Origin of the sequence: Mesorhizobium sp. B2-3-4 (genome assembly GCF_006442315.1) — a bacterium.
Classification (GTDB): domain Bacteria; phylum Pseudomonadota; class Alphaproteobacteria; order Rhizobiales; family Rhizobiaceae; genus Mesorhizobium.
Genome location: NZ_VFVY01000012.1, coordinates 156,138 through 170,840 on the forward strand (window position 1 = coordinate 156,138; position 14,703 = coordinate 170,840).

Below are 14,703 nucleotides of genomic sequence, written 5' to 3' on the forward strand. Positions count from 1 at the left end.
ACATGCAGGATCAGAAGCAGCGGCCGGTTTCCGTCTTCCGCGAGTTCCTCGACAGCGAGGCCGCCGGCGGCATCATCCTGATGGTGGCGGCTGCATTGGCGCTCATAGTTGCCAATTCGCCGCTTGCCGAAACCTATTTCTCGGCCCTGCACGCCTATCTCGGCCCGCTCAGCATCTCGCACTGGGTTAATGACGGGCTGATGGCGGTGTTCTTCCTGCTCGTCGGGCTGGAGATCAAGCGCGAGATGCTGGACGGCCAGCTTTCGACCTGGCCGCGCCGGGTGCTGCCAGGCATCGCCGCCGCCGGCGGCATGGTCGTGCCGGCACTGGTCTATGTCGCCATCAACAGCAACAATCCGGCCGCGCTGTCCGGCTGGGCGATCCCGACCGCCACCGACATCGCCTTCGCGCTCGGCGTGCTGTCGCTGCTCGGCAGCCGTGTGCCGGCTTCGCTGAAGGTCTTCCTGACCGCGCTCGCCATCATCGATGATCTCGGCGCCGTCATCATCATCGCCATCTTCTACACCAGCGGCCTGTCGCTGGCCTATCTCGGTGGCGCCTTCGCCGTCATCGCTCTGCTCATCGTGCTCAACCGCATGCGGGTGATGACGCTGGTCCCCTATCTCGTGCTTGGCGCCATTCTATGGGTGCTGGTGTTGAAGTCGGGCGTCCATGCCACGTTGGCCGGCGTGGCGCTGGCGCTCACCATTCCGCTCGAACGCTCCGCCGGGATCGGCCACGATCTCGACCATTCGCCGCTGCACCGGCTCGAGCATGGCCTGCACAAGCTCGTCGCGTTCATCGTCATCCCCATCTTCGGCTTTGCCAATGCCGGCGTTTCGCTCGCTGGCCTCAGCCTTGGCGCCCTTGTCCAGCCGTTGACGCTGGGCGTCGCGGCCGGCCTCGTCGTCGGCAAGCTCGTCGGCGTGTTCGGCTCCTCGGCGCTTGCCATCCGCTTCGGCCTTGCCGACCTGCCCGCCCATGCCGGCTGGTCGCATATGCTTGGCGTGTCGCTGCTGTGCGGCATCGGCTTCACCATGAGCCTGTTCATCGGCCTGCTTGCCTTTGCCAGCGACGTGGCGCTGCAGGATGCCGTCAAGGTCGGCATCCTCGCCGGCTCGCTTGTCGCCGCCATTCTCGGCGCCGCCGTATTGCTGATGGCGCCGGCTGCCGGCGGTGCGGACGAGCCGACAGAATAGGCCTCGCTACTCGCTCTCGCCCTCCAGCGCCGGCACCGCCACGCCCGCCAGCTCCGCCGCCAGCAGTCGCGCGGCGCCCGCGCGCGCTATCCGCAACATGAGAGCCTTGCGTGTCGCTGCCGCCATGCGGTGCTCCGGCGCATCGCGCATGATTTCCGCGCCATAGCCGTCGGAAAGGATGAACCCGCATTCTTCCGGAAAGATTTCCGAGGGCACACCCGGATGGGTGGCGAAGAAGAAGCGGTCGGAGTGCAGCCGGTAATCGGGCCATTTGCGGTCGACCCGGAAATCCTCGATCGAGGATTTGATCTCGATGATCCAGATGTCGCCCTGCCGGGTCAGCGCCACGAGGTCGGCGCGGCGACCGGTCGCCAGCGACAGTTCAGGCAGCACATGCGCGCCCATCTCCATTAGCAGCCGTTGCACGCCGCGCCGCACAAGCATGGCGCGCTCGGACTGGCGGCCATCGATCAAAGGGTTGAGGAGAATCGGGGAAATGATTGGCATGGCCGGCACCATGCCAGATTTTGTTCACGGTTTGAACCTGTTTTGTGTAAGCGATTATATATGCAAGGTTTTCGGTTTTCCGAATGATCCGCAATAATCGTTTGTGTATATTCGAACTGCGAGTCGATTATTCTGCGCAAGCTCTGTTAAAGGCGGTGAAGGACATCACCTGCAAGGATGCCACATCTATTCGCTGGTTTGGGGCTGGGTCCCGCTAGTGTCGCGCTTGTGATTGGTCCTATCGTATCGTCGTCACGCATGGTGGCCTGGGGTCAATCGGGCCCCTAGGGATCATCTAGAGCCATGCCACAGGACGACCCCATCCAAATTGCTCGGTTTTGGGATAAGAACCCATTGGTAATGCCATGGATGGAGCAATTCCTACCGGTAGATCGTATGTGGCAAGATTGCTTTGCCACGGTTGTGGGTATTTTTGTCGCCGGAGCTATAGCAATCGCGTTTATATATCTATTTCTCCCGCAAAATGTAGTGACCGGGATCATCGGCGTAGCGCCCAGCGGTTATCTTTTAGGGAGTCTCAATAATAGAATGGCGCGTGCGCAGCGCAAATTCTTTCAAGCCAAGAGAGATGCGGCAAGGAGCGGCAACTCTGGCAAAGCCGCTTGAAACACGGCAGCTCGTTCGCGTCTCAGCGTTGGGGTTTGTCAAATATATAATCGCTTTTCTGGAGGCGGTGTCCTGGCTAACAACCCATGAATGCGGCAGGAAATGCGTGATTACTGGAGGCCGGAATGGGAATTGAACCCATTACGTCGGTTTTGCAGACCGATGCGTCACCGTCCCGCCCTCAGATCTTGCCTGCACCTATGCGCAGTCAGCGCGCACCTCGTCACTCCATCCGGCGAGCAACGCGGGACGCGCGTCTTCAGGCGGATCGGGAAACGGCGCCGCCCGCCATGTCATCCAGGACCGGACAGTTCGGCCGCTCATCCCCGTAAGTGTGTTTCAACCGCGCATCTTGCTCGCCGCCGCAACGGGCAATTTGCGGCCGATTCGAAATCCTCGATCGAATTCTTCGAGGGTCGTCAGGGCGAGGTGCCTCCGGCGTTGTTGGCATTGAAACGATAGACGAGCGAGAACGAGACTGTCTGGACGGTTGGCTTGAAGGCGATGGCGCTGTCCGGGGCTCCGGTCACGTCGACATACATGTCGGCGCTTCTGCGGCCGTAATCGGCGAAGCGGTATTCGGTTTTCATGAACCAGCCTGGCGAAGAGATGCCCGTGAAGTCGAGTGTGTTTTCGATGCCGCCGCCCACGAACCAGCCGTCATAGTGTTGTCCGGCAACACTCAGTGGAACAAGCGGTGTCGGGTCGAGGCCGGACCCCGTGAACTCGGCATGGCCGTAGCCGCCATTGGCTTAGATAAGCACGTCCGGCGTGGCAAGCACGCCGAGACGGAGCCCCGCGGCGATGTTCAACCTGTCGCTCGTGGTGCCGGAATATTGCTCGAAAGGCGCCCTGATCGTGCCCCTGATGTCGCCGAACTGAACATCGGCAAAAGCGCCTGCCACCCAGGACGGAGCGAACTGCCAGTCGTAACCAGCGCCGATCGTGCCGAAGGCACCGCTGCCTGAGGTACGCTCGGATGGCCCTGGCGCGGGAAAGCCTCCGAAATCCGTGTACTGATCGGCACTCCACCATCCAAACCCGCCGCCGGCTGAAAGATAAAACCCGCTCCAGTCCCGGGCTGGCGCTTGTCCCGTGGCGCTCATGTCGGCCGCCGATGCCATCGGCTGCAACATGCCCGCGATCGTCACGATGCCAGCCACTGCCAAAAGTCTCATGCAAAAGTCCTCGATGTTCATTCTGTACGTGCAGCCATCGCCGATTTCGCGGCCGTCGTCTTGGACGCACGGGCTCCGGCATTGGATGGTCAGGTCGGCCGCGAGATCAGTCGGAAATGTTGCGCCGACGCAACGAAAGGTGGCGCAAATGATCGGGGATTGGACCGGGGGGCTCTGAAGTTGGACGCAAGGGCTCTTGCCTGCTTTTGTTCGCTTCCGAGACGCGAACGCCGTGATAGGCTGTGGTCGGTCAAACAGATTTTTGGCAATGCAGAAGATCGTTTTTTCGTCCGACAGCCTCCCTTCCCATCTGAGCGACAAGGATCGGTTTCGCCTCTGGCGAGACATGTGGATGGAACAGCTCGGCGCGGCGGAGATCAGGCATGCCGAAGACAAGCGTTTCGCCACGGCGACCGAAATGCGCTTCCTGGGCGACCTTCGCGTCGGCCTGTTCGAGACCACGACCGAATACTACGTGCGCACGCGACGGCATGTCGCCAACGATCGCGACGATATCTTCGTGGGATTTTATCGGAGCCCCAAGCCGCAGGTCTGGTCGGTCGCCGATCGCGATCTGTCCCTGCAGCGCGGCGACGGCATTGCCTACAATGTCGCCCAACCCTGCCGCAGTTTCACCGACGGCGTTACCTCCTGGGTATTGGCGTCGATCCCTCGCGTGTCGTTGCTCAAGATGGTTCCGCGTGCCGACGACCGCCCGGTAACGCGGCTCGATCCGGCCAACTCCGCCGTGCGACATCTGGAACGCACGATCGACTTCCTGCTCCAGTCCGAGGAACTGGACGCGGATCCGGCGCTCTCACGGCAGGCCGGAGTAGCGCTTGCCGACCTGATCGTGCTCGCGCTGGGTGCTGAAGGCGATTCCGCGCAAATCGCGACCGCCCGCGGGCTGCGCGCGGCGCGGCTGCGCGAGGCCGTGGCCGTAATAGAAGCATTTTTCGCCGACCCGGCCCTGTCGACGGACATGGTGGCGCGCAAGATTGGCTTGTCGCGCCGATACCTGAACACGCTTCTTCTCGAAAGCGGCCGCACCTTTGCCGAGCGCGTCCTGGAACTGCGGCTGATGAAGGCGTGCACCATGCTGTCGGACGTGCGTAACGATGCGACGAAGATAAGCGACATCGCGCTGGCCGCGGGGTTCAACGACGTGTCCTATTTCAATCGCCGTTTCCGGGCGCGTTTCGGCGAATCGCCCACGCAACATCGCGGCGGATAGCGTCGGACGCCGGTCCAGTCTCAGGCAGATGCCTGGTCCGCTGTTCCCGCCATGTCATCCAAAATCGGACAGTCCGGCCGCTCGTCTCCATGGCAGGCGTGGATCAGTTTCTGCAGGGTCGAGCGCATCGACTGCAGCTCGCGCACCTTCTCCTCGATGGCGCTGACATGGGCAGCGGCGATCGCGCGCACGTCCTGGCTGGCGCGGCCGCGATCCCGGTAGAGCGCCATCAGCTGCCGGCAATCGTCGATGGAAAAGCCCAGGTTGCGGGCGCGGCGCAGGAAGGCCAGCCGGTGGATGTCGTCGCTGGAATAGTCGCGGTAGCCGTTGGCGGCGCGCGCGGGCGCGATCAGGCCGATCTCTTCGTAGTAGCGGATGGTCTTAGCCGGCAGGCCGGACCGGTTGGCTGCATCACCGACATTCATGGCCGATCCTCGATTCCAGGTAACCGTTTGATGTCGCCCTCATTGAATTTCCTTCACAATCCGGTGAGGGCTGTTGCCGAAATGCCATAGTGATACGCTTACCAGCACCTAAGTCCTCGCATATAGGCATCGTGTGCTTGGCAAGCAAAGCAAATGCCAGCATGAATGATGGCGAGAAAGCGGCCGACTCGTGCCGCTGACATTTGGGCGGGGCTCCGGATCACCACATGCGCTTGAAGTCGCTTGCAGTCATTGCCGCTCTGGCGCTGTCCACTGCCATCGCCGGTTGCAGCACCATCGGCGGGCAGATCTTCACCAACGACTATGGCGCGGTGACCGATGCCGGTTACCAACTGCCGCGCATTCCGATCGAGAAGGTGCCGAGGCAGTATCACCGCCAGGAAGTGAACTACGACACCAAGGAAAAGCCCGGCACCATTATCGTCGATACGCAGAACAAGTTCCTCTACTTCGTCGAGGGCGATGGCCGCGCCATCCGCTACGGCATCGGTGTCGGCCGCGAGGGCTTCGAGTGGCACGGCACGGCCCACATCGCGCTGAAGCGCGAATGGCCGACCTGGACGCCGCCCCGCGAGATGATCAAGCGCCAGCCGGAGCTCGCCAAATTCGCCGGCGGCATGGAGCCAGGCCTGAAGAACCCGCTCGGCGCGCGCGCCATGTACCTGTTCAACAAGGGCGGCGACATGGGCTACCGCCTGCACGGCAGCCCGGAATGGAACTCGATCGGCAAGGCGATGTCGTCTGGCTGTATCCGGCTGATGAACCAGGACATCATCGATCTCTATGACCGCGCCTCGGTCGGCGCCAAGGTCATCGTGATGTAGGGACCATACCCGTCACGGTGTGACGGGACGAGAAGACAAGTTTCGTACGCGGACCGTCTAGGCAACAACGGACGTCCCAAACAGAAAACCGGGCATCTGGCCCGGTTTTTTGTTGTTTGGGGATAGGATGGTGCAGGACGTGCGCGGACCGGCCGGCGGCCGGCTGCACCAGCGATCAGCTGACCTGCTCGACCTGCTGCACTTCCGGCACGAAATGGCGCAGAAGGTTCTGGATGCCGTGCTTCAGCGTCGCCGTCGACGACGGGCAACCGGCGCAGGCGCCTTTCATGTGCAGGAACACGGTGCCATTCTCGAAACCGCGGAAGGTGATGTCGCCGCCATCCTGCGCCACCGCCGGGCGTACCCGCGTGTCGAGCAGCTCCTTGATGGTGACGACGAGCTCCTCGTCGGCCTTGTCATAGAACTCGCCTGTCTGGCTGGTCTCTGCCGCAGGGCCGGCCGTAACCATCACAGGGGCGCCCGACATGAAATGCTCCATGATGGCGCCGAGAATCGCCGGCTTCAGGTGCTGCCAGTCCGGCCCGTCCTTGGAGACGGTGATGAAATCATAGCCGAAGAAGACGCCTGTCACGCCGGGGATCTCGAACAGCCGGCCAGCCAGCGGCGAGGCCGCCGCCGCGCTGTCGGCATCGCGGAAATCGGCGGTGCCTTCCCGGAGCACTTCCTTGCCGGGCAGGAATTTCAGCGTCGCCGGATTGGGCGTCGACTCGGTCTGGATGAACATAGCCGTCTCCGTGCCCATGCCGGGCAACTAGTTTGGAATAATTCTAAATAGGCTCTATCGGCTGGACATTCAAGCGAAACGCGTTCGCTCGGATGGCTGGCTGGCGGAATGTTTTTGCTGGCTGGGGACGTCAAATCCCGGGCGGGCCCTAGGCGAGGCTCTCAATCTCTTCGTCGGACAGGTTCTGCGGCACAACCGTGACCGGAATGGGGAAGGCGGCACCCTTGCCGGCCACCGCGCCAACCAGCGGTCCCGGGCCTTCCTTGCCGGCGCCGGCCGCCAGAACCAGGATGGCGATGTCCTGGTCTTCCTCGATCAGCTTGTGGATCTCTTCGGTCGGCTTGCCTTCGCGCACAACCATTTCTGGTTCGATGCCGAGCTTCTGGCGAACCTTGTTGGCGTAACTGTCCAAGGCCGCGCGCGCCGTGGCGTTGGCCTCCTCGCGCATGATCTTCTCGACCCCCAGCCAATGCTGGAAGTCGTCCGGCACGATGACATAGAGCAGCACCAGCGTGCCGCTTGTGCTCTGCGCCCGCTTCGAGGCGTAGGCGACGGCGCGCTCGCATTCCGGCGTGTCGTCGATGATCGTCAGGAATTTCCTGCGATGACCGGCTTCGCGGCTGAGGCGTTTGGAGACCATGTCTATCTACTCGGTGTCATTTCGGCCGCAATCTGCCACCGCGGCGGACCGGCGGCAAGCCGCCGGTCTTGGGCCAGTACGGTGCGGCGCCGCCGGTATCAGCCCTGCAGCAGCCCGATAATGTCGCGCACCGTCTTCATCGTCGCTTCGGCAAGCACGCCGGCGCGCTCGCCGCCATCCCTGAGCACGCCGTCGACATAGGCGCGGTCGCCCTGGATGCGGCGCATCTCGCCGGCGATCGGCGCCAGCTTGTCGACCGCAAGGTCCGCCAGTGCCGGCTTGAACACCGAGAATTGCTGGCCGCCGAATTCTTTCAGCACGTCGGCCTTCGACATCTCGGCCAGGCCAGCATAGATGCCGACGAGGTTCTCCGCTTCCGGCCGGCTTTCCAGCCCGTCGACCTCGCTCGGCAAGGCTTCCGGGTCGGTCTTGGCCTTGCGGATCTTCTTCGAGATAGTGTCGGCGTCGTCGGTCAGGTTGATGCGCGACAGGTCCGACGGGTCCGACTTCGACATCTTCTTCGAACCGTCGCGCAGGCTCATGATGCGCGCCGCCGGCCCGCCAATGACCGGTTCGGTGATCGGGAAGAACCCGTTCACCGTCTCCTCGCCGACCTGCATCTCCACGCCGACGCCCAGGGCGGCGATGCGGTCGGAAAAGTCGTTGTTGAATTTCTGGGCGATGTCGCGGGTCAGTTCCAGGTGCTGCTTCTGGTCCTCGCCCACCGGCACGTGGGTGGCGCGGTAGAGCAGGATGTCGGCGGCCATCAGCGAGGGATAGGCGAGCAGGCCGAGCGAGGCATTTTCGCGGTCCTTGCCGGCCTTGTCCTTGAACTGCGTCATCTTGTTCATCCAGCCGATGCGCGCGACGCAGTTGAAGATCCAGGCAAGCTCGGCGTGCTGCATCACCCGCGACTGGTTGAAGACGATGTGCTTCTTCGGGTCGATGCCGGAGGCGAGGAACGCCGCGGTGATCGACCGTGTCTGATCGGCAAGGTCGTCATGGACGAGCTGCGCGGTCAGCGAGTGCAGGTCGACGACGCAGTAGATGCAATCGGACGTCTCCTGCAGGGCGACGAATTTCTTGATGGCGCCGAGATAGTTGCCGAGATGCAGATTGCCGGTCGGCTGGACGCCGGAGAAGACGAGTGGCTTGAAGGCGGTCATGATGTCCTCGTGGCTGGTGGAGGGCCGTTTCGCGCGCGGCGAAAGTCTTTCGACGGCGCGCTTATGGACGAGAGCGGTCGGGGGATCAAGAGGTTGCCTGGGACGTGACGCCAATCAATATTGACATTGTCATGTAGGCAGCTACATAATATTTACTACATTCTGACGAGAGAAAGATGACGATCAACATCAACAACAAGGAGGCCGATAACCTGACACGGGCCTTTGCCAGGATCGAAGGTGTTGGCATTACCGAGGCAATCGTTATCGCCATGCGTGAGGCTTTGGAGCGTCGCCGCAACCGAGAGACGCCACTGGAGACGGCAGCACGGCTCCGAGCCGAATTCGGAATTGAGCTGAGCGAGCAGGCGCGCAAGCCGCTGCCGCGCTCCGTTTACGACGAATTGTCTGGCGAAGACTGATGTTTGTCGACGCTGCCGCCATCGTGGCAATGCTGAGCCAGGAGACCGAGGCTGAACGCTGCTCTCAGGCAATCATCGATGCTTCGGCCTCGTTCACATCGGCGATCGCCGTCTGGGAAGCTGCAATGGCGCTTTCGCGGCCGGAAAAATTGGCTGTGCCGGTCGAATTGAGCTTGAAAATAGTCAATCGTTTTCTCGAAGAGAGGGCCATCGCCTTGCGAGAACTCCCACCTGCATCCGATGCGACGGCCTTGTCCATCGAAGCTGCGTCACGGTTTCGCAACAATGCTCTCCGACTGAATCTGGCAGATTGTTTCCACTACGCTTGCGCGCGCTACTACGACGTTCCGATGCTTTCGACGGCCGACGAATTCCGGCTTACTGATCTTCGGACTGTGCCTTAGGCGGCGTTCCCTTGCGCCCTATGTTGCGCCTTATCATGCCGAAATCGGCGCCGCCGGTAGCGAAGGCGGTAACGAAATAGATGAGCGCCCCGCCGGCCACCAGCGCCAGCAGCGTCGTCGCCTTGACGAAAAGCGGCGAGCCGGGGCCGAGCCTGACGGCCAGCCAGTGCTCGGCGAAATACAGCGCCGCGCCCATCACCACCGCCGACAGGATCAGGCGCGGAATGCGTTTCAGGAGAGGTATGTCGCGGCCCCAATGGCCGCGCCGGATCAGCACGGCAAGCAGCATCAGCGCGTTGACCCAGCCGGCGACCGCCGAGGCGACGGCGATGCCAGGCGCGCCCATCCTGGGAAACAGGGTCAGAGCGGTGATCACGTTCACTGCCACTGAAATGGCGGCGAAGATCATCGGCGTGCGCGTATCCTCACGGGCGAAATAACCCGGTGTGAAGGCCTTGATCAGCACGAAGGCAGGCAGGCCGAGACCGAAGATCGCCAGGATCGCCGCGACCGTCGGGGTCGAATGGTTGGCGGCGAACGCGCCGCGCTCATAGACCAGCCGCACGATCGGCTCCGCCATCACCCACAGCGCCACGGCCGCCGGCAAGGTCATGAACAAGGTGAACTCGACGGAACGGTTCTGCAGATTGGCCGCTTCGATCAGGTTGCCGGACTTCAGCGCCCGCGACAATTCGGGCAAAAGCACGATCGCCACGGCGACGCCGACGACACCGAGCGGCAACTGGTAGACGCGGTCGGCATAGGCAAGCGAGGAGACGGCGCTGTCCTGCGCCGAGGCGATGGCGGTGCCGATCAGCTGGTTGATCTGGGTGATGCCGCCGGTGATCGCCGCCGGTAGCGCCAGGATCAACAGCCGCTTCACGTTCGGCGTCATCTTGGGCCGGCGAAAGCCGATCGAGATGCCGGCATTGCGCACCGCCACCCAGACGATGGCGAGCTGCACGATGCCGGCCGCCAGAACGCCCCAGGACAGGGCAAAGCCGACGGCATGGGCATCCAGCCCATGGTACCAGGCGTAGCCAAGCACGCTGATCAGGATGATGTTGAGGAAAGCCGGCGCGATCGCTGCGGCGAAATAGCGGCGCAACGAGTTCAGCATGCCAGCCATCATGGCGGCGAGGGACATGCAGATCAGATAGGGGAACATGATCGTCGCGAGCGTGACGGTCGTCTCGAACTTGCCCGGCGTGTCGGCAAAGCCCGGCGCCACCAGATAGCGCACGATCAGCGGCATCGCCAGTTCCATGGCGATGGTCAATGCCAGGAGAGCGGTGAACAGGACCCCGAACACTTCCTCGGAAAAACGCTTGGCGCCGTCGGTGCCGTGCGTCTCGATCTCCTTGGCGAACAGCGGCACGAAGGCGGCGTTGAAAGCGCCCTCGGCGAACAACCGGCGAAAGGTATTGGGAAACTGGAAGGCGGCGTTGAAGGCGTCCGCGACGGGTCCGGTGCCCAATGCTGCCGCCATCAGCATCTCGCGGCCGAAGCCGAGCGCACGGCTCATCAGCGTACCGGAAGCGACGGTGGCGAATTTCTTGACGAGACTCATGCGTTCGCAAACCGCCTGTGGGATCGGGGGAGGGGGATGGTGGACGTCACTCGGCGGCCGCCTTGGCCCTGCCGCCGCGCTCGGGCGCCGCGCCTTCGAGCGTCGCCATCAGCCGGTTGCGGATGGTGGCGATGCGGGCCGGGCTGTCGATCTTCTGGCCGGTGAGGTCGGTGACATAGAAGGTGTCTATGACCTTCTCGCCGAAAGTTGTGATATGCGCCGATGCGATGTCGAGCGACAGGTCGGACAGCGTTCCGGTGATTTCCGACAAAAGGCCAGGCCGGTCGAGCCCCTCGACCTCGATGACCGAAAACCGGTTCGACAGCGCGTTGCGGATTTCGGCGCGCGGCTGGATCTTGAACACCTTGGCGCCGCGCTTCGGCTTGGTCCGCTTCTCGATCATTTCCGGCAGCCAGCTCTTGCCCGACAGCACATCCTCGATCAGCCGGCCGACGCGCTCGGCGCGCCGTCGCTCGTCTTCGTCGCGGTCGAATTCCCTCGATATCAGAATCGTGTCGAGCGCGCGGCCGTCCGAGGTGGTGAAGATCTGCGCGTCGACGATGTTGCCGCCGGCAGCGGCACAGGCGCCCGCGATCACTGAGAGCAGCCGGGGATGATCCTGCGCCAGCACGGTGATTTCTGTCACCGCCTCGAACTGGTGCGTCTTGACCATGGTGGCGAGCTTGTTGCCCGCCGCGTCCGCCTCGCGAATGAATTCGGCGTGGCGGATCTGGACGGGCAGGTCCACGGTCAGCAGGTAGTTCTCGTAATGCAGGCCGACATAGCGTTTGCGCGTCTTGTCGGGCCAGCCGGCGAGCGCCTCGGCCAACTGCTCGCGCGCCGCCGCCGTGCGCTCGGCGCGCGACACTTCCGAAAAGCCGCCTGTCAGCAACAGTTCGGTCTCGTAGTAGAGGGTGCGCAGCAACTGGCCTTTCCAGCCATTCCACACGCCCGGTCCGACGCCCCTGATGTCGCAGACGGTGAGGATCAAAAGCAGCTTCAGGCGTTCGACCGACTGCACGATAGAGGCGAAATCCTCGATCGTCTTGCGGTCGTTGAGGTCGCGGGTCTGTGCCGTCATCGACATGACGAGATGGTTCTCGACCAGCCAGGCAACGGTTTCCGTGTCGGCCGGCGAAAGCCCCATATGCGGGCAGATCCGCCGTGCGATCCTGGCGCCGGCCTCGGAATGGTCTTCCGGCCTGCCCTTGGCGATATCGTGCAGCAAGACCGCGACATAGAGCGCTTCGCGGCTCTTCTTCAGCCCCGGCATCAGCGAATGCGACAGCGGATGCACCTTCTCGCCATCGCCGCGCTCGATCTCGGCCAGCACGCCGATGCAGCGGATCAGGTGCTCGTCCACCGTATAGTGGTGGTACATCGAGAACTGCATCATGGCGACGATCTTGCCGAAATCGGGGATCAGCCGGCCGAGCAGCCCAGCCTCGTTCATGCGCCGCAGATTGAGCTCGGCGTTCCGGTCCGAGGTCAATATGTCGAGGAACAGCCGGTTGGCCTCCTCGTCGCGCCTGAGCGATTTGTTGACCAGGCCGAGCGAGCGGGTCAGCAGTTTCAGCGCATCGGGATGGAATTCCAGCCCATGCTTGTCGGCGAACCAGAACAGCCGCAGGAGATTGACCGGATCGCGCTCGAACACGCTGTCGTCGGCGACGTTGATGCGATGGTTGTCGACGATGAAGTCCGACGTACCGGCAAGCTTGCGCTTGCGCCGCTGGAAGGTGAGGAAAATGCGGTTGAAGCCCGGCACGTGCTTGGCCTGCTCCTCCTCGAGCGCGGCGCAGAAGATGCGGGTCAGGTCGCCGACATCCTTGGCGACCAGGAAATAGTGCTTCATGAAGCGTTCGACCGCCGACAGGCCGGGATGGGTCGTATAGCCGAGCCGCTCGGCGATCTCGCGCTGAATGTCGAAATGCAGCCGCTCCTCGGCCTTGCCGGTGAGGAAGTGCATATGGCAGCGCACCGCCCACAGGAAATCCTCGGCCTTCTGGAACTCGCGGTACTCGGCCTCCGTGAAGACGCCCTTTTCGACCAGTTCCTCGCCGGTGCGCACGCGGTAGAAATACTTGCCGATCCAGAACAGGGTCTGCAGGTCGCGCAGGCCGCCCTTGCCGTCCTTGACGTTGGGCTCGACCAGATAACGGCTCTCGCCGGCCTTGGCATGGCGTTCGTCGCGCTCGGCGAGCTTGGCCTGCACATATTCCGGGCCGGTCGTGCGGACCACTTCATGGTCGAAGCGCAGCATCAGCTCGTCATAGAGTTTGCGTTCGCCCCACAGGAACCGCGCCTCCAGGATCGAGGTGCGGATGGTGACGTCGGTGCGCGACAGCCTGAGGCACTCTTCGATGTTGCGGGTGGCGTGGCCGACCTTCAGCCCCATGTCCCACAGCATGTAGAGCATGTATTCGACCGTCTGTTCGCCCCACGGCGTCTGCTTGTAGGGCAGCAGGAACAACAGGTCGATGTCGGATCCCGGCGCCAGCGTGCCGCGGCCATAGCCGCCGACGGCGACGACCGCCATGCGTTCGGCCGAGGACCGGTTCTTCACCCGGTAGACATGGGTGGCGGCAAAATCGTAGAGCGCCCGGATCAGCTCGTCCATCAGGTGTGAAAGCCGCTCGGCGCAGGCGTTGCCGCCGCCATCTTGCCTCAGCATGGCTTCGGCGGTCTTGCGGCCTTCGGCCAGGCGTCCCTTCAGAAGCTGGAGAACCGCCGTGCGGATGGCCTGGCTGGAGCCGTCGCCGTCGCTCGCCGCTGTCAGCGCGGTCATCTCGCGGCGCAGAGCGTCGCCGTCGATCAATTCATCGAGCTTCAGGGAGATTTTCGCCATCGGTACCGGTCGGCCTTGCCTTTTGGGCGGCGTCTATAGCGCGTTTTCACGGCGCTGGGTATGGGGCCTGCCGATGGCTCGGCCGCCAACTAGTCGTTTGCCTGGATCGGATCGAAGGGAACGACGATCTGTCGGCGGAATCTGCAGAAATCGGCAATCCACCGTGCCGTCCGCCACGCCTCGCGCCTGATTCGCGCCATGAGCGGCGGCCTGCGCCGACCAGCAAACCCGCTTGCTGCCCAACTGGCCTCCCGCCCCGGCTGGAGCAGGCTCGGCAACTTGTCATCGACGAACTGATCCTGCGCACAGAGCGCGGGAACGAGCTGGTAGATCGTCTTGCCCGACGAGATCGCGAAAGCTGGATCGAAGATGAGATTGTCCACCGCCACGTTGGTCTCGGCGGTCGCGTGCAGAAGGTCGCGAGCCGCCTGTCTGGAAAGCAGATAGCCACCGGCCCCGATATGGTTCTTGCGCAGCCTGAACACCGAAAAGCCGTGGCCGACGGAAATCCTTTCCCGCTGGATCACGGTCGTATGGAAGCTTGTTTCGAGCTTGACGATGTCGGCATCGGCCGGAATCCAGCCCGGATTGGCGAGCAACGCCCCGGCTCTCGCCGAAAACACGATGTCATCCTCGAACACGGCGCCATAGGGCGCGTCGTCCCGCGCAATGATGGCCCAGCAGGCGCGATGACTGTGCAGGCATGCGATCTCGCTGGCCGACAGGCGCAGCTCGGCGTAAAGGTCGTGCTGGCGTTGCAGCACAAGGTCCGGATGTTGGCTTGCATCAACCGCCACGACACGCTCGAAGGTGACGCCGATGCGGGCAAACTGGGCGGTCATGTGGGCGAGCCGGTCGGCTGAACGATCGAGATTGATGACCAGGCACTTCAT

Annotated in this window: 16 protein-coding genes; 6 read left to right on the forward strand and 10 right to left on the reverse strand. The window is 63.0% G+C overall.

The genetic code is table 11. The features are described from left to right. The first annotated feature begins 2 nt into the window (after positions 1 to 2). A complete protein-coding gene (gene nhaA / locus FJ967_RS19095; RefSeq protein WP_140733371.1) occupies positions 3 to 1,199 on the forward strand; it encodes a Na+/H+ antiporter NhaA in 1,197 nt (398 codons plus the stop codon). A 6-nt stretch (positions 1,200 to 1,205) separates the two neighbouring features. Here nhaA and FJ967_RS19100 read toward each other — a convergent pair whose 3' ends face one another. Then, on the reverse strand, positions 1,206 to 1,706 hold the full coding sequence (locus FJ967_RS19100) for an MmcB family DNA repair protein (RefSeq protein ID WP_181175991.1): 501 nt from the start codon (positions 1,704 to 1,706) through the stop codon (positions 1,206 to 1,208). 303 nt (positions 1,707 to 2,009) lie between these two features. Here FJ967_RS19100 and FJ967_RS19105 point away from each other — a divergent pair, with 303 nt between their 5' ends. Then, the gene (locus FJ967_RS19105) at positions 2,010 to 2,333 is read left to right on the forward strand and encodes a hypothetical protein (RefSeq protein ID WP_140733373.1); all 324 of its coding nucleotides are present in this window, start codon (positions 2,010 to 2,012) and stop codon (positions 2,331 to 2,333) included. Between the two features lie 419 nt (positions 2,334 to 2,752). Here FJ967_RS19105 and FJ967_RS33435 read toward each other — a convergent pair whose 3' ends face one another. After that, the gene (locus FJ967_RS33435; RefSeq protein WP_181175993.1) at positions 2,753 to 2,923 is read right to left on the reverse strand and encodes a hypothetical protein; all 171 of its coding nucleotides are present in this window, start codon (positions 2,921 to 2,923) and stop codon (positions 2,753 to 2,755) included. Between the two features lie 162 nt (positions 2,924 to 3,085). After that, positions 3,086 to 3,511, reverse strand: coding sequence for an autotransporter outer membrane beta-barrel domain-containing protein (locus FJ967_RS19115; protein WP_140733374.1), 426 nt, complete (start codon positions 3,509 to 3,511; stop codon positions 3,086 to 3,088). 268 nt (positions 3,512 to 3,779) lie between these two features. Here FJ967_RS19115 and FJ967_RS19120 point away from each other — a divergent pair, with 268 nt between their 5' ends. After that, the gene (locus FJ967_RS19120) at positions 3,780 to 4,745 is read left to right on the forward strand and encodes a helix-turn-helix domain-containing protein (RefSeq protein ID WP_140733375.1); all 966 of its coding nucleotides are present in this window, start codon (positions 3,780 to 3,782) and stop codon (positions 4,743 to 4,745) included. Positions 4,746 to 4,765: 20 nt separating this feature from the next. On the opposite strand, the gene cueR is transcribed toward FJ967_RS19120, so the two are convergent. Further along, positions 4,766 to 5,170 (reverse strand): Cu(I)-responsive transcriptional regulator, encoded by a 405-nt coding sequence (gene cueR, locus FJ967_RS19125; RefSeq protein ID WP_140733376.1) that lies wholly within the window; start codon positions 5,168 to 5,170, stop codon positions 4,766 to 4,768. Between the two features lie 227 nt (positions 5,171 to 5,397). Between cueR and FJ967_RS19130 the strand changes: the two genes are divergently transcribed. Then, positions 5,398 to 6,015 carry a L,D-transpeptidase gene (locus FJ967_RS19130; RefSeq protein ID WP_140733377.1) on the forward strand — a complete coding sequence of 206 codons (618 nt, stop codon included), beginning with the start codon at positions 5,398 to 5,400 and terminating at the stop codon, positions 6,013 to 6,015. Between the two features lie 175 nt (positions 6,016 to 6,190). On the opposite strand, the gene FJ967_RS19135 is transcribed toward FJ967_RS19130, so the two are convergent. From FJ967_RS19135 to trpS, 3 genes are all read right to left on the reverse strand, one after another. Further along, positions 6,191 to 6,760 carry a NifU family protein gene (locus FJ967_RS19135; protein ID WP_140733378.1) on the reverse strand — a complete coding sequence of 190 codons (570 nt, stop codon included), beginning with the start codon at positions 6,758 to 6,760 and terminating at the stop codon, positions 6,191 to 6,193. A 148-nt stretch (positions 6,761 to 6,908) separates the two neighbouring features. Then, on the reverse strand, positions 6,909 to 7,400 hold the full coding sequence (locus FJ967_RS19140) for a universal stress protein (protein ID WP_140733379.1): 492 nt from the start codon (positions 7,398 to 7,400) through the stop codon (positions 6,909 to 6,911). Between the two features lie 98 nt (positions 7,401 to 7,498). Next, positions 7,499 to 8,566, reverse strand: a complete 1,068-nt coding sequence (gene trpS, locus FJ967_RS19145) for a tryptophan--tRNA ligase (protein ID WP_140733380.1) — start codon at positions 8,564 to 8,566, stop codon at positions 7,499 to 7,501. A gap of 176 nt (positions 8,567 to 8,742) precedes the next feature. Between trpS and FJ967_RS19150 the strand changes: the two genes are divergently transcribed. Both FJ967_RS19150 and FJ967_RS19155 read left to right on the forward strand, forming a co-directional pair. Continuing rightward, on the forward strand, positions 8,743 to 8,988 hold the full coding sequence (locus FJ967_RS19150) for a type II toxin-antitoxin system VapB family antitoxin (RefSeq protein ID WP_140733381.1): 246 nt from the start codon (positions 8,743 to 8,745) through the stop codon (positions 8,986 to 8,988). Beyond that, complete coding sequence (locus FJ967_RS19155) at positions 8,988 to 9,392, forward strand: type II toxin-antitoxin system VapC family toxin (protein WP_140733382.1); 405 nt, start codon at positions 8,988 to 8,990, stop codon at positions 9,390 to 9,392. Before FJ967_RS19150 ends, FJ967_RS19155 begins: the two co-directional genes overlap by 1 nt. Here the strand turns inward: FJ967_RS19155 and murJ are convergent. The 3 genes from murJ to FJ967_RS19170 form a co-directional block, all read right to left on the reverse strand. Beyond that, entirely contained in the window at positions 9,367 to 10,962 is a 1,596-nt protein-coding gene (murJ, locus tag FJ967_RS19160; RefSeq protein ID WP_140733383.1) for a murein biosynthesis integral membrane protein MurJ, read from the reverse strand. The two genes, FJ967_RS19155 and murJ, sit on opposite strands and share 26 nt — an antisense overlap. Positions 10,963 to 11,008: 46 nt before the next feature. Continuing rightward, positions 11,009 to 13,810, reverse strand: coding sequence for a [protein-PII] uridylyltransferase (locus FJ967_RS19165; RefSeq protein ID WP_140733384.1), 2,802 nt, complete (start codon positions 13,808 to 13,810; stop codon positions 11,009 to 11,011). A gap of 89 nt (positions 13,811 to 13,899) precedes the next feature. Next, on the reverse strand, positions 13,900 to 14,703 hold the full coding sequence (locus tag FJ967_RS19170; protein WP_140733385.1) for a glycosyltransferase family 25 protein: 804 nt from the start codon (positions 14,701 to 14,703) through the stop codon (positions 13,900 to 13,902).